This is a genomic window from Pontibacter locisalis (genome assembly GCF_042684605.1).
Classification (GTDB): domain Bacteria; phylum Bacteroidota; class Bacteroidia; order Cytophagales; family Hymenobacteraceae; genus Pontibacter; species Pontibacter locisalis.
In genome coordinates this window covers 789030-805750 of record NZ_JBHULU010000021.1, presented here as the reverse complement: position 1 = coordinate 805750, position 16721 = coordinate 789030, and the positions used below count along the sequence as shown (strand labels likewise).

Sequence of the window (16721 nt, the reverse complement as noted above, 5' to 3'; positions counted from 1 at the left end):
TACGCCTTCCTTTTCTTTTGCTTGCTCTTTTAGAGATTCTTTAGTACTTGCTTAGACAGTTTAGCTTTCACGAGTTCATATGACTGCTTAACATAAAACTCCCACTCTTCATCTTTTATGCTGTTCCACTGCTTCACCTGAACCCATTTATACCTTGCCAGGTACGGAGCCGGAATTATTTCAGAAGAATTTATCATCTCTCCGAAATTTTCCTCTAACACCTTAAAAGATACATGATGCGGAGGCTCTATGCTTGTGGCGCAAAACATTTTACCACCCACTAAAAAGCACAGATCCGCACCCCACTTAATGTCTTCAGTTGCACCCGGTAAACTTAGGCATAGTTCACGAAGCTTCTCTATGTTCATGGTATTAACTTATCTTACACCCTGCTCCGGGTACTTTGCAGTTTTGGTGCGGTAAAAGGCCATGATCTTTTCCATGTCTGCCTCTACATCACCAGTAGGAATGATGGATGGTCCGATACCCGCTTCTTTCTTTGCATAGTCCAGGTAGCCTAAAACAATAGGCACGCCCGCGCCAAGCGCGACATAGTAGAAGCCTCTCCTCCACCGTGGCTGGTATTTACGGGTTCCCTCCGGAGTTACCATCACACATATATCTCCCGGTGTCTCTTCAAAAATATTGATCATAGCATCTACCATTTTGGTGTTCCTGGAACGATCTATAGGTATGGCACCCATGGATCGCAATAATCCGCCAAAAGGAAAACGCATGAATTCTTTCTTTATAGTAAAGCGAATTGGGGCATCCATTAAGTAGAAAGCTGCACGCGCATAAATAAAGTCCCAGTTACTGGTATGTGGAGCTGCCACCATAACAGAGCGGCGCTGGTCGGGGCTTAAATTTCCATTTAGTTTCCAGCCTGCAAGTTTGAAAAAGAACTTAGAAAGTGATTTTGCTAACATTTAATAATAAGTAAAAAGCTATGCGAGAGCCTTCCCGCATAGCTGCTAAATTAATTATAAAAACTTAACCTAGGTTTCAGCTTATAGAGCGTTCTTGATCACGTGCGCCTTTCTTCGGATGATGTACGCCTGGATGCCTACACCCAAGACAGGTCCCATCGTGATGTAGCTCCTGTCATCTTCCGTTCTCTGGAAATACCTAAACGATATGACTGGCTCTATAGAAAATTTCTCATTAATGAAGTGCGCATAGCCAATGCCCAGGCTACCCTGATAAAGATCGTATTTATGACCGCCCTTGGTAAAGTTATGAAGACCGCCCTGAATCGTCAGTTCTCCGAAAATGCCATTATCCAGATAATATCTTGCAAAAGGACCCAAAAGCATAAAGGTTTGCCTGTCTGGCTTTTGTTTCACATCCGGAAGCGTAACATCTATACTCTCATGACTCAAAGTCATATCAAGTCCGGCTACAAAGTCATGCCATATAAAGTAGCCATTCTTGGTGCTGATTGCTGCATTGATTTTCATGCCTTCCAGTGTTTTGTCAGGAACTGAAAGTTCATCTGTAACCTGGTAAGCTGTTGCATTGATTGTGCCTCCCAACAAAAAAGAGCCTTGCTTCACTTTGGCTCGGATCAGGTGACTCATGTTTTCCTGTGCCATCGACAGCATTGGTAACATCAAGAAAAGGAGGAGTAAAAGTCTTTTCATAAATTAAATAATTTGGGCTTCACAATTTAAGCAACTTTAATAATAAATATTCTTTTTTTCTATATATAACTCAGAAGGCTTCTATAAATTGTAGTAAGCTTACTATAAGAGGCTAACCGGTTACCAAATTTATATTAATTGTCGGATATGTTTCTCCATTTGTAAGGTATATCTGTAACCAATATCAAAAATTTCATCCGCTTTTCTAAAATTTGTCAGCCTGTAATATTTCAATTCCTGGGGTTCAATGAGGAGGTCGCACAAATGCATCCGAAGCTTTACATTGTTATTAATAGCTAAAAGCACCGTTCGCTCAATCATACCTCTAAGCGTAGTTACGTGGGCCTGGTGATTGATAGGGTTCACATGCACTGCCAGTTTTACATCACAGTTAGTGTGCAGGGGATCTACTGGTAAGTTATTGAGCAAGCCACCATCATTTAAAAGCTTACCCTGGTACTCTATGGAGTGGTATAGGATAGGAACAGCAGAAGAAGCGAGCAAAGGCTTGATAAGTTCTCCTGAAGAGAAGTAAGCTGTTACTCCTTCATTCATTTCCGTAGCACTAATAACTACAGGTATCTTCAGATCCTCAAATTTAACACCCGCTCCCAGGTGCTTCACATACAGCTTTTCAACTTCATCAAGGTGCAGGAGGCCAGCTTTACCAAAAACAGGACGTACAATTTTAAAAACACTTAACTCCTTTATCAACACCAGTATCTGATCAGGCGTATATCCAGCCGCATACAACACACCAGCTATCGCTCCGGAGCTTACACCGGAAATCATACTTATTTTGATTCCCAGTTCATCCAGTGCCTTTAGTACTCCTAAATGAGCTATCCCTCTCGCTCCCCCACCAGACAGGGCCAGCCCTACTTTCATATTATAGTTCGTTTAAGGCAAACGTTTTATCCAACCTCACTCCTTTATCTGTGTGCTGAACGGTGCAGCACTGGTTTACCGGGTCATGTTCGAAGAAAAGAACCAGTTCCTCGTCGGCTGCCTTATTTAAGAAAACAGACTTCTCCTCCAGGGTTAACAATGGCCTTGTGTCATACCCCATCACATAAGGAAGCGGAATGTGTCCCGTAGAAGGAAGCAGATCAGCCATAAAAGCGACTTTTTTTCCTTTATAAGGGATGATCGGTACCATCATTTTATCAGTATGGCCGTCTGCATAAAATATATCAAACTGTGAGAACGGTGAAGGCTGGCTAGGGTCTACAAATTTCAGGTGGCCACTTTCCTGCATCGGGATAATGTTCTCTTTCAGAAAAGATGCTTTCTCACGTGCATTTGGTTTTGTTGCCCATTCCCAATGATCCGCATTAGACCAGTAAGTGGCATTTGGAAAAGCAAGCTCCAGCTTACCATCACTGCCTTTGTACTTAACTCCACCTCCGCAATGGTCAAAGTGCAGGTGTGTGAGAAAAACATCAGTCACATCTTCATGGGTGAAGCCCGCTTTATGTAGTGAGGAGGTAAGATTGGCATTCCCGTGAAGGTAATAATGGCTGAAGAACTTAGCATCCTGCTTATCTCCTATCCCATTGTCGATCAGGATCAGCCTGTCTCCATCCTCAATTAACATACAGCGCATCGCCCAGGTGCAAAGGTTATTCTCATCAGCAGGATTCGTTCGTTGCCATAGTGTTTTAGGCACTACGCCAAACATGGCTCCTCCATCAAGTTTAAAAAACCCGGTATCGATCACGTGTAGCTTCATAGATTTTATTTGTTTTATAGGGATTTGAAGATTAGGTGCTGTATAGTAGTTTATACTTTAAATGTACTAAAACAAAAAATGGCAGCCAAGTATTATATACCCGCTGCCACTTTACCATTATATTAAATTTTGGATCTCTGATTCCAACAGCTTCTTAGCTTTCCAGCACCACGCCCATATTAGAGAACTTCTCTATGCGTTGCATGATGCGTTCTTCGGAATCTACTGCCTCCAACTCATCCAGAAGGTTTAGGATTTCCTTCTTCAACATGCGCATCATTTTGGCAGGCTCTGTATGAGCCCCACCAAGTGGCTCTTTTATGATTCCGTCGATCAACTTGTGCTGCAGCATGTCTGTTGCAGTAAGCTTCAGTGCCTCAGCCGCCTGCTCTTTATAGTTCCAGCTTCTCCACAAAATAGAAGAGCAAGACTCCGGAGAGATAACAGAATACCAGGTATTTTCCAACATCATCACCTTATCTCCAATTGCTATGCCCAGCGCACCGCCAGACGCTCCCTCTCCTATGATAATACAGATAACCGGTACCTTCAGCATGAACATCTCCTTCAGGTTACGGGCAATGGCTTCTCCCTGGCCACGCTCTTCCGCCTCCAGTCCGGGGAATGCACCCGGGGTATCAATGAAGGTAACGATTGGTTTACCAAACTTCTCAGCCATCTTCATCAGGCGAAGTGCCTTACGGTAGCCTTCGGGATTTGCCATACCGAAATTACGCAACTGTCGCTGCTTCGTATTCCTACCCTTTTGCTGACCAATGAACATGACGCTGCGGCCTTCTATTTCACCGAAGCCACCTACCATTGCTTTATCGTCGCTCACGGTACGGTCACCGTGCAGCTCCACAAACTTAGATGCTATTCCATGAATATAGTCTAAGGTATAAGGACGGTCCGGGTGACGAGAAAGCTGTACGCGCTGCCATCTTGTAAGATTGGCGTATGTCTCCTTCTTGAGATTCTTGATTTTCTCTTCTAGTGCCTTAACCGCTTCTGAAACGTCTACCTGGCTTTCGCTGGCCAGTTTTTTCATTTCCTGCAGCTTGTTTTCTAAGGCAGCAATCGGTTGTTCGAAATCTAAAAGCATATTCCTTCGATGTTTTCAGCTACAAATTTAACAGTTTAGCTTATTACTAATAGAGAAAGCTGAAATTTATAATCAAGTGGTAAAATAATGCGGTTGTAAATGAAGCTTTTACGATATATAACTGAAAATATACTCCTAAAAAGCTACAGAACACTTGCACAATCAAAATTAAGGCTATACATTTGCATCACTTTAACGGACAAAGTTAAGGAAAAGACAAACGGTCTGGTAGTTCAGTTGGTTAGAATGCCGCCCTGTCACGGCGGAGGTCGCGGGTTCGAGTCCCGTCCAGACCGCAGCTAAGGCTGCGGAAACGCAAAAGAGCTAAAGGCTCTGGTTTAGAAAAGTATTGGTCCGGTAGTTCAGTTGGTTAGAATGCCGCCCTGTCACGGCGGAGGTCGCGGGTTCGAGTCCCGTCCGGACCGCAAAAGCCTGAAGAGAAATCTTCAGGCTTTTTTGTTTTTGGAAACTTCAATAAATACCTGTAGTTAATCCTATATTGTTGTCTTTATCTTTTACACTCAATATATTCTTATTTTTTGAGTTCTTTTAATTGGTCTTTAAGTAAGTTGTAGGGCTCTAAGAATCTTCTTTTTGACAGCAATTGTATCTACACTATCATTCTTACCTACCTTATATCCTTTATCCCTTAGAAGCTTCGTGATTCCCGCATAGTCAGAACTTGATAAGTGCTTATGCTCGAACATTACCAGATCAACATCTAAAGACGAAAAGGGAATCATCTGGGCAATTTCATAATCAAAGCCCTCTGTATCGATATGAATTAAATTTAAGGATTTAATACTATACTTTGCTAAAAGATCATTAAAGGTGATTGTATTAACATAATCCTCAATAAACAAATTATCAAAATCTGGAATATAACTTTTATGACCAACAATAACATCCTTATTGAAAGAACCTAATTGACTATACCACTGAGGGAGCCCAGGCACTTCTTTTATTCTATAAAATTTTTGTCTACCATTTACATGAGCTATGGCACTGTTTTCAAATGATAGTTGATCATGAAATTCTCTATAATTATGCTTCAACTCCTCATAAAGAAATGGGACTGGCTCAACTAGAACTCCCTGCCAACCTCTTTCTTTAATTAAATCGCAAATAGGATCCCCTGATATTCCATTGTTAGATCCAATTTGTAAAAAATTTACGTGATTTTTAATGCGCGCGTAGGTTTTCAAAATGTCAAAGTTCCAAGCAACAGGATGTCCTCTTTTATAGCTAACATATCTCCAGTAGAGTTTTCTATAAAAACTTAATACAAAACTATTATGAGGTAATATCTTCTTTACTATTGTTTTCATTTACTATTTGCTCATGATCTGTAATACTTGGAAATCTAAATCATCTTCTGAATGGACTAAAACAGCACATCAATAGGTTATGGATGTGTTGAACCAACCTCACTGCTTTTAAGTAGGCGCTTTAGCCTGTTTTTGATTCTTACTACAAATTGCTTACACTTACATGAGAAAATTAAAAAATCAGTATAGTAGTGAAACAAAACTTCTGGAATAATCTGTTTTTCTGCAATATCTTTAATGTTTTCAATAACATAGTTAAAATACATTTTATCAGAAAAGAAATTTTCAAAGTTCTCTCTTGCTAGTTCTCCCATCTCATGGTATTTACCTTCATACTTTGCTACAATCTCCTCTAAGTCTTCAATGTTCTCTTCTTTTATAAAAATAGCAAAATCTTCCCAGTGTGGGCCACGGGGGAGAATAAAGTTATCAGAAATTATAATTGGAGCTATCCCTAGCTTCATAGCCTCGAAAAGCCTAATAGAATTTGGTCCATTGCCTCTAGGGCAGAGAGCAAACTTTGAACTAAGTAACTGCCTATAGTACGAATCCTGTATGCTATTTCCTGTTTTGCCACTCCATAAATCAAATACTTTAGTGGTATCTTTAATTAATATATCTTTTCGTGAAAAATTTTGTTTGAATATTGCCTCTCTAATTGGGTGAGAATTTCTACCTGCAAAGCTAAAGAGGTATTTTTTTTCTCCTTTGTCCTTTCCTGATTGGTGCTGATGGATATATGGGTTGTGGTAAGGGTCATAATAAGCAGAATAGGAAGTAGATCTAAATCTTTCATACCTATTTCCCGACTTTTCTGCACTAGTTAAAATTCCCCGGGCATAATAAAAGGGTTTATCAAAGTTAGAAAGGATAAAGCACTTGTTTGGATACTTTCTAACAAGCCTATTGTTTCTAATCTTAAAAGCATAATCATCAAATTCCGAATCACATATAAGTATAAAATCTGCAGTATCGGGATCATCTACTAGTTGATGTGTTTTATCTGATAATTCATACAGTTCTAGCATTTTTCTCATTTGCGCTGCACCACCGCCTGGAGAACTATCACAATTTGTTACAAATACCCTCTGCATATAATAGTTTTGTACTATTTAAATCTAAAAGGATGAATATAGCCAATGTATCCATTCTTTACCCATAATAATGACATATGATATAAAATATAGCCCCTCAATCATTTCTTTAAGTACTGAACCAACTTTCTTAATGGCTTAAAATACCGCGTATAAAACTTAGGAACTAAATCATTAACAACCCAGGAATGGTGATCTTCCCGGTTTGCTCTTATTCGGTTCTGTAAGGAGATATTGCTCTTTCCCCCCACACGCATTTTCACAAGCTTAACAGGCAGATAGGCTGTAGACACCTTGTGCTTATACAGGAAACGCAGCATAAGTTCGTAATCGGCAGCACTTTTAAAGTCTGTGTTGTAAACCCCATGTTTATCAAAGAGACTCTTCCTCACATAAAAAGTTGGATGGGGAGGCATCCAGCCGCGCAGAAATCGCTTCCGGTTATATAGGCCGGATATCCAGTAGCGAACTGTTTTATTAGTATTCTCTTTCTGAACATACAGCAGATCTGCGTATACACTATCTGTGTTCTGATCTAAGAATGTACGCGCAATCATTGCTACTGAATCTTTCGAAAAGAAAATATCATCAGAATGTAGAAGTCCGATTACTTCACCGGTTGCCAGGCTAATTCCTTTATTGATCGCATCATAAAGGCCATCGTCCTTCTCAGACACAAATTTTGCTATACGTGCACCATAACTTTGCACAATCTCCACTGTACCATCTGTAGAAAGCCCATCCACCACAATATATTCAATGTCAGGATACGTTTGACCAACCACAGACTCAATGGTCTCTGCAATGGTGTCGCACCTGTTAAAGACAATGGTAATGATGGAGATCTTCATGGGGAAAAACTATTCAATTCTTCTCTGGCGTTTAGGCTCAGCCGGGTTTCCCTGGTAAATGGTGTAAGGCTCCAGGTGCTTTGTTGCTACGGAGGAAACTGCCAGAACACTATGCGAACCACAACTAACGCCGGGGCAGACAATTGCCTTTGCGCCAATCCAAGCACCACTTTCAACCTTTATTTTTCCAACCTTCAAGTCAAAGCCAACTCTTGTATAGTCGTGGCTCCCTGTTAGTAGCATAGCACCCTGTGAGATGGTTACATTATCCTCAATGGAAACAGTAGTAAGATTATCAATCCACACCTGCTCTCCTATCCACACATTATTGCCTATGCTTAAATACCAAGGGCATTTGATACTTACAGTTGGCTTTATATTTACCCCCCTACCTATTCTGGCTCCAAATAAACGAAGCAAAGATATCTTCAAGGCAGAAGAAGGATTCAGCGGATTTATAAAGAACAAGGCATTAGCTATAAGCCACAGAGAACGCTTTACAATACTTGCCCCAGGTTTATACCACGAATTATTATAAGTATCCAACTGGACGCGCTTTTCTGATTGTTGAATTTCCAATGGCCTAGTTATTAATTATGCTAAAGATTAAAGAGCGCTTTATTTGCCTCAACGTTAGAACTATTCTGAATATAAGTCTGTGCGTAGGCTACAGCCTTATCTGAAAGATTGTCATATCTCTCCTGATCTAGTCCTGCAAGAAACTGAATGGCGTCTTTAAAACCATCCTTGTTTTTTAGAGACAGATCATATCCTACCCCTGCTGCCTCCAGTTTCTTCCAGGGAGTCTGGTCACTAATGATCACAGGGCATCCTGCAGTTAAACTTTCCAGGATGATGTGTCCAAAATTTTCACCCTTTGTAGGCATAAATAGCGCATGATTTTGCTGAAGAACCTGGTGCACTTTCTCCTTTTCTAAACTCCCCTTATAATCTACAGAAACGTTTGCTGGCATCTCCTCTATAACTGCACAACACTCCTCCCAATACTCTTTATTATAAACCGGACCGAAAAGGTCCAGCTTTACTTTTTCCTGCCCCTTATACTCCCTTAGCACCTCTAAGGCATATTTAGTATTTTTCTCAGGTGAAATTCTGGCTATACTAACTAACTTAACTTCCCCCCTTGCTTTTAGCCTCTTTTCAGGCAGGGCAGGAGTATCAACAAGAACCTCTGAGAGGTTCGGAGCTACATGAACGGGCGTAACATGTCCCAATACAGCTTTGATATCACCTTCCTCAGCTGAATTAGTAGCATGGAAGGTAACACCTTTATACAAATTAGTAATTTTCGCCAATCCGAAGAACATTTTCTTCTTCAGCCCCTTTACATTGATAGCGCTTCCGGCAAACATACCCCTTGCGGCAATTACAACATGTTTATTGTTTAGTTTCTTTGCCAACAGAACAGGAAGAATTGAAAAGAAAAGTGAATAGACTCCATTGATATATATCGTATCCGGATCAACACCTTTAAGAAGCCTCCTCAGAGTCTGGATATTCAGCTGATATCGGGAAATGTAATAAACTTGTGCACCATTCTGCTCATTCCATTCATCAGAAGTAACAGAAGAATAAGGCTTATCAGAGCAATAGTCTGTGTTCCGGGTTACGATGTAAAAGTTTGCCTCCTCCTTCAGGTGCTCCACCAGATTGGCACAGGACTGTATTGGTCCACCTGCTTTATATCCAGGCAGATACCAGTCAATAAAGATCAATATGGTGGGTTTTACCTTCACACGCACTCTTTTAATATCCGCTTATATAATTCCTCGTATTTAGCTGCAATCACTTCTGGTTTGAAACGCTGTACATTCCTATAGCCGGCTTGTACTAGGCTATTCCTGAAGTCATCATCGCCAACTAACTTAAGTATAGCATCCTTGATGTTCTTAGGGCTGTGTGGATCAACTAATATAGCTCCATCTCCCGCCACCTCGGGCATAGAAGCAACATTACTGGTAATAACAGGTCTTCCCAAGGCATTTGCTTCCAAAATAGGCAAGCCAAATCCTTCGAAAAAGGAAATGAAAGTTACAATGTCTGCTTTGTAGTATAGCTCAACAACCTCTTCATAAGGAATAGAGACATAATTTTTAAAGACGATACCACTACTTTTCATTAATGAAACCTGAGCATCTGATAAGCCTCCTAGTATGATCAATCTACAGCTAAGTCCCTTTATCGCTTTGACTAAATTCTCTAGATTCTTATTACTCTTTGTACCAATTTGAAGTAGAACCGGACACTCTTTATTTATAGTTTCCTTTGGCAGGAAATCTTTATCAGAGAAAGGAACACAATTAGGTATAACTACTACTTTATCAGCTGAGACCTTCGTTACCGATAACAACTGCTTCTTGCTGTGTTCTGAAACTACAGTGATATACTGAAGCCTTCCGACGGGAAAATGTAACCAGAAAAGCCTAAGCAGAACATTTTTAAATCTACTTCTACTTTTTAAGGATTCAATGTCATGAATTGTTAGAATGGTTCTCTTTTTATTTAGAAACAAGCCAAGGTAGTTAACATCTCCTGTGATGTGATTCACCTGTGCTTGCTTGGCGCCTGCATAAAAGCTGTTTTGAAGTAGTTTTAATGGGCTAGCTGATTTGTAAGGCAGAAAAAATTTATTGGCTTTGGCAGAAGGTAAATTGCTTATGATGGTATCAAACAAAGTCTCAATGCTATGAAAGGAAGCACCTGGTTTTCGAAAAAAAAAAGATACTATTATTTCGCTCACAACTCTATCTTTAAAAATTTTCTAAAACCATAGAAAACAAGGATCATCACAATGCTAGCCTTCACCAGGTAATTTAGAGTAGTAGTAAGATCTGTCTCTGCTTTTACTACTTGCAGAAACAGAAAAGGAATCCAGAACAGGATGGTAGGATTTTCCTGACTCTTAATAAACAATTGCCTAAGTATAAGGCTAAACACGATCCCGATCAGGAACATGAAAATTATTCCACCATCTCTTCCATAATTCCCATAACCTTCTCCTATCAGACTGATATTCATACTGGTTCCTTCCTGTAAGATGATCCCAGTAAACCGCTCCATCATGGCCCGACCACCAGCCATCGCTTTATTCTCTGACAGGAAGCGTGGTAGCAACGCCGCACTAAAAGCACCTTCAACAGTTTCTCCATCTGCAAATTGCTCAACATAAGGAATATAGTTCATAACTCTGGAAATGATCCACCCTTGATTTAGCCTCGTTATTGATGTTTCATTTGCCTTAGCATCAAATAATTCGTTCGGAGACATTAACTTATTAAACACCATCCCAAAAAATACTTCAGATTGAGCGAAAGTACCCAGAGAAGCATTTGACCAAGCAATATTTCGGTACTGATACTTTACAGACTGTAGTAACAGTAGTAAGAATAACCCAGCAAACAGTCCTAAAAATTTCGTTTTAAGGCTTATGTGATGCTTGATACTAAAGACAAACAAGAAGAACAAACTCCATAAAAGCAGATCATGAAACATTGCTGAAGCCAAAGCATTCAATACAAGTGTAGCGAATACTAAATAAAGTACTTTATTACTTGCTGAATTACTAACATAAAGATAAAAACAACCTATAAACTTAACTTGTGAAAGTAAATACAAAAAGAAAATAAGAGATGGAGGAGAAAAAGCTGCTGCGAAACCAGCCACAAAACCTAAACCGATTAAATAGTAAGCTCCTTTTACTTTAGCTAACGCATCTTCTCTCATAGACTCAATTACGAGTTTTGGAATTTGTTTAACCCCTAGAACAGGAAGCGACAACCCAAAATGGTAAAGAATCACACCAGGGATAATAAATGAGAAGTAATAATCCTCAGGCACCTGCATACCATAAAATGGGTGGTTAATTCCAGTGTAGTAGCTTAATACAGGCCCTATGATCCATTGCAGGCAAGCTAAAAAAGAGATCACTAAGTTTACGGGGAAACCCTTCCCAAAGCCATAGATCAGCTCATTAAGGATATATAATGAGAACAAAACACCTAAAATTGCTAGGTACGACAGTGACGAAAAAGCAAATAATATGATAGCCAAAAAGAGCAAAGAATAAAGCTGAAACACAGCTTTGTTTGGTTCTCGCGAATTTACCTCTATCACATCCATAAAAATGATTAAGCCTATTCCACTAAAGTTTCTAGTATAGCATTGCAGGTTTTCTCATAAGTCCACCTATTTACTATACTTCTAGAGACAATACCCATTTGTTTTAGTTCAGATTTTGGCTTGTCTATACACTTTTCTAGCTTACCGGTTAAACTTAGCACATTACCTGATTTAAAGATATAACCATTCTTTCCTTCCTGCACTAGGTCAACCGCACAACCTACATTATCACTCACTACTACAGGAAGTCCACAAGCCATGGCTTCGTTTACTGCTAATCCCCAGGTCTCACTTAAAGATGGCAACACAAAGACATCAGCAACTCTATAAATAGCAGGAATGATTTTTTGGTTTTGGAAAGGTAGAAAGTAAATATTTGATATCCCGGTTGCTCCTGATTTCAGTTCTTCCTCTAAAGGTCCATTGCCCACAAATAATAAACACAGGTTATCTTCTTTTAACTTCCGGAAAGCGTCTAACAGCAAAAGTGGGTTTTTAACAGTTTCAAACTTACCAATAAAAGCAAAAACAATATCAGATTCCTTGATTCCTAAATTTCTTCTTATCGATTTAGATTCGGACATGAACAGTATATCTTTACTAAACCTTTCATTGTCAATGGCGTGAGGTGCGAAAATCAATTCTTTCTCTTTTACCCCATATCTAAGGTAATACTGTTTATTATTTGTTCCTACGTAAAAAGCCTTATCTACAAAGCTATAGACCCAGGTTAGAAACAATTTTCTAAAAAACTTTCTAATCCCTGTTTTATCTTTAAACAAGGTAGAATCTCCCCTGAAGAAAACAGGTACTTTTCCTTTATAGTAACGCAGAACTTTTAAGTGACTGCTAAAACTCCAACCGTATACCAGAATAGCTGTTGGAGTGAAAGCATCAATTTCATCTATAATATCTGGATTGATTACTCCATTAAAATGAGCAGTACCAGGCTTAATAGAAGAATTTTTCAAAAACTTATAGTTATATCCATCCAGCAGCGGAACATCCCATTCAATTTTTTTCCCAAAACCTCTGTCTTTCAAATCAGCATATGAAGTACCTAAAGTATAAAAAACCTTTACATCTAGTATAGGTTGTGATGCCAACAAATTAAATAATGGGGCATTGTATTGGATGGGATGAGTTGAAATAATAGCTATTCTTTCCTGCTTCAAGTTATAAGTGATATTATAATTTATATAAATTGAATTGCTCCCTTACAGCCTTATCCACTAATTTTCCTTTAAGTATATATTTTAAATAGGTCTTAAGCTGAAACCTATTGATTATATCCGAAATAGCAGACGTATTATTTTTATGGATAGTGTACACAGTACCATAAAAAGGCAACACCTGTAAATGCAAATTATATAGGTCTATGATCCTTTGCCTTAGATATCCATGAGCTTCGAAAAAATTAAAATGCTTAAGCTTATTGACTTGTAAATCAGGAACAGGAACAAGATCACTTTTTATAATGTGTGTACTTCCATTTATTCCATGTAAATTATTCGATTTTATCAAAAAGTTTGACCCTTCTAGATAAATATAGCCTCTTTCAACAACCCAACCAGGGCATTTAGTATCAGATGAATTAATAAATTCAGCAATCTTATTAGATATTAGATCGTCACTGTCTATTGCCATTATATACTTACAACCGTCATCAATTGCATTCTTACAACCATATGTAATCTTCTTGCTTTTATCAAACATATACTCCGCATATTGCCTTCCATAGTACTTTAGAGCATAATCTTCCAAATCTTCTATATCTTCACTTAAAGTATATTCAAATGGGAAAAATATATACCTTATATTGGGATGTTCAAATTCCACAACAGGCTTTTCATGATAAATTACATATGCTATAAAATTATTATCAGTTTGATTACATATAGACTTTAACGTTCTAGATAGAAGTTGATTATCCTTTTCCCAGTCGTTTGAGTTAATTTTAGGTTTTATAGGTACTACAAAAGCTAACATTTTTCTTTTCTTCTAAAAATATGGAATTCTCCACTTGTGCTTACATAGAAATTATCCGAAGTAATTTTTATGATTTTGTTTATCAAGCCTGGTTTTAAATTCTCATGAATCTCTACAAATATCAAATCGACCTTTGATTGCCACTGATCATAAGTTTCCAAAAATATCTGTTCTTCACTACCTTCTATATCTAACTTAAGTATGTCTATCTGCTTAAGGTTATAATCTTTTATGATATCATTAATAGAGATAGTTTCTATACTGTCTACTTCAGAACTTCTAGTTTCTTGTACTGTAAACCCTGCATTTCCCCATCCATTATCTTTTATTACAATATGCCCTTTCTTGTTCCAGACAGCTTTGTTTATCAGTGTAACATTAGGGTATTTACTTAAATTTTGTGTAAGCATATTAAAGTTACCCATTTCAGGCTCTATTACGATATAGTGACTATACGGAAAATACCTCATAAAAAAGAGGGTAGCTAATCCTATATTTGCACCACAATCAATGATGATATTAGGTTCTATGGATGAATCAGTCTGATATTCTTTGTCAATGAAAATCTGACTGAATACTTGGAAATCTGAATGGTTATTTCTTAAGAACACCTTATGTTCCAAATTCTGTAGATTTAATGATAATATTTCTTTTTTTAGAATAAAACGCTGAAAGAGATAGCTGAAAGTAAATGAAAATCCAAGCCTACTTATATACCTACTTAAGATCAGGGGCTTTCTAATAAAATTATTATTCAATCTCATTCAGGTTAATTGGAAATTTTATTTTACAAAACGCATAGCGGCCAATATAATTATTTGCTAAGTGCCGGACGGCACATCTAGCATCTGTCTCATAATGGCCTGAATCATTTTTAATAATTGGTATAATGGTACCCTTATACCTACTCATGTTTATACCATGCCAGCCAATCGCTGCCTTTTCCCGAATTCCATAGTAATCAAATCTAAATTTCCATTCGTTACTTTTAACAAAAGTCCTCAATTCTTTTTTATCATAAATCCAGAACCCACAATAAGGATTGACATCATTTATTAAGTAAGGCTTTCCATCGAGTTTTAATATTCTGCCGGGATAGCCTGTAAGATCGGTAATGAAAGCTTCCCCGTTTCCTGTAGTTTCAATCCTTAAAAACCCCAGATTATACCCATGTTTTAGACAAATATCTTTATGCTCTAACCAATAATTCAATGAATTTACATCAAATCCTATATCATCTTCCAGGTATAGCTGTACATCAAAGTTTTCAATATTTTTCAGAACATGAGTTCGGCTTTCCCATGCCAGATAAAAAGGATGAACTAAGCTAACTAAGCCAATTTTTTTAAGATATTCATTATGCAACCCTTCTAACATGAAGAAGGCTCGCTTTTTATAATTATAATTTAAAAAAATGATGTTCTCATCCTGAATAAATTTATTTACCTTGCCATTTGAATAAATAAATATAGTTTTATCATGCGGTAACATCTGCAGGTTATGAACAACTTCCTTCAAGTAGCTAATGCGGTCTTCAACAAAAAAAAATGTTATATGGGCTGCTATATGCATATGCTAAATAGTAAAAGTCTTCTATATAATTTTATTAAGACAACTTATCAGCTCATAAGCAGATGCTCTGCCAGAGTATTTGTCTAAGTTATAAAGATTTGGTTGCCAGTGTTGTTCATTGTTGATCAACAGGTCCAATTTATCTGAAAGCTGTATTTCAAGTGCTTCGTTACTAATATCAGGATCATATTCTATAAGGTAATCAGTAGCATTACATTCCTTAAGTATAGTAACAGCACTACTTTCTTTATGAAATATACTAAATACTGGTCTTCTGCTTAGTAATGACTGAAATATTTTAGAAGCCGTATAATGCCTTTCTGTGCTGCCAATGGACATTACAGCAAAAGCACTTGACAGGAAATTCAGCACATGCAGGTAAGGAAAACGTTCCCTTGTTTCATGTACAATGTTTTTTATTTCATACTGATCCGCATAATCTGCAATTGTAGTACCAGTATAGTACCCTGTCCCCAAGAAGTACAAGTGCTTATTCATATCCCATTCCCCATGGGCTACCATTACTGATATAACTTTGAAAAGTGCAGTAACAAACAAATGAGCATTTGGTAAAAAAGCACCAGCATATACCAGTGGCTTACAACCCTCTATATCATCCCACGGAAGCTTAAGATCTCTGATCTCTACTGCATGATCTGCGGGATCGAAACCATACGGCATACCAACGTGAGCAATACTTTTCCTTTTAAAATTTCTTGTGAGTACAGGCTTATAATAAGCTTCTGAGACGCCCGAAATTAAAGAAGCATTCTTCACAGCTATTGGTTCCAGCCATTTAGCGGCAAGTAAGCTTAACTTTGACCGTAATCCTGGTCTGTTACTGATATCCCGAATCCAAGGATCAATGTAGTCAATACCATAAGGTACAGCAGTTTTTTCGTGCAACAGCCGGCCTAATAAAGCTGTATAAAAAGAAGGAATAGGAATCCAGATAAAATCTATCTTCTGCTCCGGAATAATTTTAAGGGCTGCCTTGTATAGAAATGGCATTGCCCTTATACCAATGTCTCCAATTATCCGTGGCTTTCCAACTTTTAAGGCTTTTGAATAAAAAACTTCAACATCAAAAGAAACTGTCCGGTTCAAGTCTAGGTCTGGTGCTTCTTCATAATATTCAGAAGATACAGTGAGCACATTTGACTTCCAGCCGAACTCTTTTGTAAAATTAGCGATCAGCCTGGGCCTGTGTACACCTGCTAAGTTAGAAGGTGGCCAGTGGGGGTATATGATAAGCAGGTTTTTCATG

The 16721-nt window shown here is 38.2% G+C and carries 18 protein-coding genes and 2 tRNA genes; 2 read left to right on the top strand and 18 right to left on the bottom strand.

All coding sequences use genetic code 11. The features are described from left to right. Positions 1–29 precede the first annotated feature (29 nt). The 6 genes from ACFSRY_RS17475 to ACFSRY_RS17450 form a co-directional block, all read right to left on the bottom strand. Positions 30–368 carry an MmcQ/YjbR family DNA-binding protein gene (locus ACFSRY_RS17475; protein ID WP_377510858.1) on the bottom strand — a complete coding sequence of 113 codons (339 nt, stop codon included), beginning with the start codon at positions 366–368 and terminating at the stop codon, positions 30–32. Between the two features lie 9 nt (positions 369–377). Continuing rightward, on the bottom strand, positions 378–929 hold the full coding sequence (locus ACFSRY_RS17470; protein ID WP_377510855.1) for a 1-acyl-sn-glycerol-3-phosphate acyltransferase: 552 nt from the start codon (positions 927–929) through the stop codon (positions 378–380). Between the two features lie 81 nt (positions 930–1010). Continuing rightward, positions 1011–1643, bottom strand: a complete 633-nt coding sequence (locus ACFSRY_RS17465; RefSeq protein ID WP_377510852.1) for an autotransporter outer membrane beta-barrel domain-containing protein — start codon at positions 1641–1643, stop codon at positions 1011–1013. 129 nt (positions 1644–1772) lie between these two features. Then, on the bottom strand, positions 1773–2531 hold the full coding sequence (locus ACFSRY_RS17460) for a patatin-like phospholipase family protein (RefSeq protein ID WP_377510849.1): 759 nt from the start codon (positions 2529–2531) through the stop codon (positions 1773–1775). Between the two features lies 1 nt (position 2532). Then, positions 2533–3375: an MBL fold metallo-hydrolase gene (locus ACFSRY_RS17455; protein WP_377510846.1), complete on the bottom strand. Its 843-nt coding sequence runs from the start codon at positions 3373–3375 to the stop codon at positions 2533–2535. A gap of 154 nt (positions 3376–3529) precedes the next feature. After that, positions 3530–4480, bottom strand: a complete 951-nt coding sequence (locus ACFSRY_RS17450; protein WP_377510843.1) for an acetyl-CoA carboxylase carboxyltransferase subunit alpha — start codon at positions 4478–4480, stop codon at positions 3530–3532. A gap of 222 nt (positions 4481–4702) precedes the next feature. On the opposite strand from ACFSRY_RS17450, the gene ACFSRY_RS17445 reads away from it, so the two are divergent. Beyond that, a tRNA-Asp gene (locus tag ACFSRY_RS17445) sits at positions 4703–4776 on the top strand. Between the two features lie 55 nt (positions 4777–4831). After that, positions 4832–4905 (top strand) — tRNA-Asp (locus ACFSRY_RS17440). A 135-nt stretch (positions 4906–5040) separates the two neighbouring features. Here the strand turns inward: ACFSRY_RS17440 and ACFSRY_RS17435 are convergent. From ACFSRY_RS17435 to ACFSRY_RS17380, 12 genes are all read right to left on the bottom strand, one after another. After that, positions 5041–5808: an FkbM family methyltransferase gene (locus ACFSRY_RS17435; protein WP_377510840.1), complete on the bottom strand. Its 768-nt coding sequence runs from the start codon at positions 5806–5808 to the stop codon at positions 5041–5043. A 77-nt stretch (positions 5809–5885) separates the two neighbouring features. Continuing rightward, positions 5886–6902 (bottom strand): exostosin domain-containing protein, encoded by a 1017-nt coding sequence (locus ACFSRY_RS17430; protein WP_377510837.1) that lies wholly within the window; start codon positions 6900–6902, stop codon positions 5886–5888. Between the two features lie 101 nt (positions 6903–7003). Next, a complete protein-coding gene (locus tag ACFSRY_RS17425; protein WP_377510834.1) occupies positions 7004–7753 on the bottom strand; it encodes a glycosyltransferase family 2 protein in 750 nt (249 codons plus the stop codon). 9 nt (positions 7754–7762) lie between these two features. Beyond that, on the bottom strand, positions 7763–8332 hold the full coding sequence (locus tag ACFSRY_RS17420; protein WP_377510831.1) for a WcaF family extracellular polysaccharide biosynthesis acetyltransferase: 570 nt from the start codon (positions 8330–8332) through the stop codon (positions 7763–7765). 20 nt (positions 8333–8352) lie between these two features. Continuing rightward, positions 8353–9510, bottom strand: coding sequence for a glycosyltransferase family 4 protein (locus ACFSRY_RS17415; RefSeq protein WP_377510828.1), 1158 nt, complete (start codon positions 9508–9510; stop codon positions 8353–8355). After that, positions 9507–10514, bottom strand: coding sequence for a glycosyltransferase family 4 protein (locus tag ACFSRY_RS17410; protein ID WP_377510825.1), 1008 nt, complete (start codon positions 10512–10514; stop codon positions 9507–9509). Before ACFSRY_RS17410 ends, ACFSRY_RS17415 begins: the two co-directional genes overlap by 4 nt. Continuing rightward, positions 10511–11893 (bottom strand): hypothetical protein, encoded by a 1383-nt coding sequence (locus tag ACFSRY_RS17405; RefSeq protein ID WP_377510822.1) that lies wholly within the window; start codon positions 11891–11893, stop codon positions 10511–10513. Before ACFSRY_RS17405 ends, ACFSRY_RS17410 begins: the two co-directional genes overlap by 4 nt. Before the next feature lie 14 nt (positions 11894–11907). Then, on the bottom strand, positions 11908–13068 hold the full coding sequence (locus ACFSRY_RS17400; protein WP_377510819.1) for a glycosyltransferase family 4 protein: 1161 nt from the start codon (positions 13066–13068) through the stop codon (positions 11908–11910). A 13-nt stretch (positions 13069–13081) separates the two neighbouring features. Continuing rightward, on the bottom strand, positions 13082–13882 hold the full coding sequence (locus tag ACFSRY_RS17395; protein ID WP_377510816.1) for a hypothetical protein: 801 nt from the start codon (positions 13880–13882) through the stop codon (positions 13082–13084). Then, on the bottom strand, positions 13876–14646 hold the full coding sequence (locus ACFSRY_RS17390) for an FkbM family methyltransferase (protein WP_377510813.1): 771 nt from the start codon (positions 14644–14646) through the stop codon (positions 13876–13878). Before ACFSRY_RS17390 ends, ACFSRY_RS17395 begins: the two co-directional genes overlap by 7 nt. Further along, a complete protein-coding gene (locus ACFSRY_RS17385) occupies positions 14633–15454 on the bottom strand; it encodes a hypothetical protein (RefSeq protein ID WP_377510809.1) in 822 nt (273 codons plus the stop codon). Before ACFSRY_RS17385 ends, ACFSRY_RS17390 begins: the two co-directional genes overlap by 14 nt. A gap of 21 nt (positions 15455–15475) precedes the next feature. Next, a complete protein-coding gene (locus tag ACFSRY_RS17380) occupies positions 15476–16720 on the bottom strand; it encodes a hypothetical protein (RefSeq protein WP_377510806.1) in 1245 nt (414 codons plus the stop codon). Position 16721 lies beyond the last annotated feature (1 nt).

Coding starts and splice junctions, on each gene's coding strand:
- ACFSRY_RS17475 (WP_377510858.1), bottom strand. CDS start 368: ATGAACATAGAGAAGCTTCGTGAACTATGCCTAAGTTTACCGGGTGCA.
- ACFSRY_RS17450 (WP_377510843.1), bottom strand. CDS start 4,480: ATGCTTTTAGATTTCGAACAACCGATTGCTGCCTTAGAAAACAAGCTG.
- ACFSRY_RS17460 (WP_377510849.1), bottom strand. CDS start 2,531: ATGAAAGTAGGGCTGGCCCTGTCTGGTGGGGGAGCGAGAGGGATAGCT.
- ACFSRY_RS17390 (WP_377510813.1), bottom strand. CDS start 14,646: ATGAGATTGAATAATAATTTTATTAGAAAGCCCCTGATCTTAAGTAGG.
- ACFSRY_RS17465 (WP_377510852.1), bottom strand. CDS start 1,643: ATGAAAAGACTTTTACTCCTCCTTTTCTTGATGTTACCAATGCTGTCG.
- ACFSRY_RS17435 (WP_377510840.1), bottom strand. CDS start 5,808: ATGAAAACAATAGTAAAGAAGATATTACCTCATAATAGTTTTGTATTA.
- ACFSRY_RS17380 (WP_377510806.1), bottom strand. CDS start 16,720: ATGAAAAACCTGCTTATCATATACCCCCACTGGCCACCTTCTAACTTA.
- ACFSRY_RS17430 (WP_377510837.1), bottom strand. CDS start 6,902: ATGCAGAGGGTATTTGTAACAAATTGTGATAGTTCTCCAGGCGGTGGT.
- ACFSRY_RS17425 (WP_377510834.1), bottom strand. CDS start 7,753: ATGAAGATCTCCATCATTACCATTGTCTTTAACAGGTGCGACACCATT.
- ACFSRY_RS17470 (WP_377510855.1), bottom strand. CDS start 929: ATGTTAGCAAAATCACTTTCTAAGTTCTTTTTCAAACTTGCAGGCTGG.
- ACFSRY_RS17455 (WP_377510846.1), bottom strand. CDS start 3,375: ATGAAGCTACACGTGATCGATACCGGGTTTTTTAAACTTGATGGAGGA.
- ACFSRY_RS17405 (WP_377510822.1), bottom strand. CDS start 11,893: ATGGATGTGATAGAGGTAAATTCGCGAGAACCAAACAAAGCTGTGTTT.
- ACFSRY_RS17385 (WP_377510809.1), bottom strand. CDS start 15,454: ATGCATATAGCAGCCCATATAACATTTTTTTTTGTTGAAGACCGCATT.
- ACFSRY_RS17395 (WP_377510816.1), bottom strand. CDS start 13,882: ATGTTAGCTTTTGTAGTACCTATAAAACCTAAAATTAACTCAAACGAC.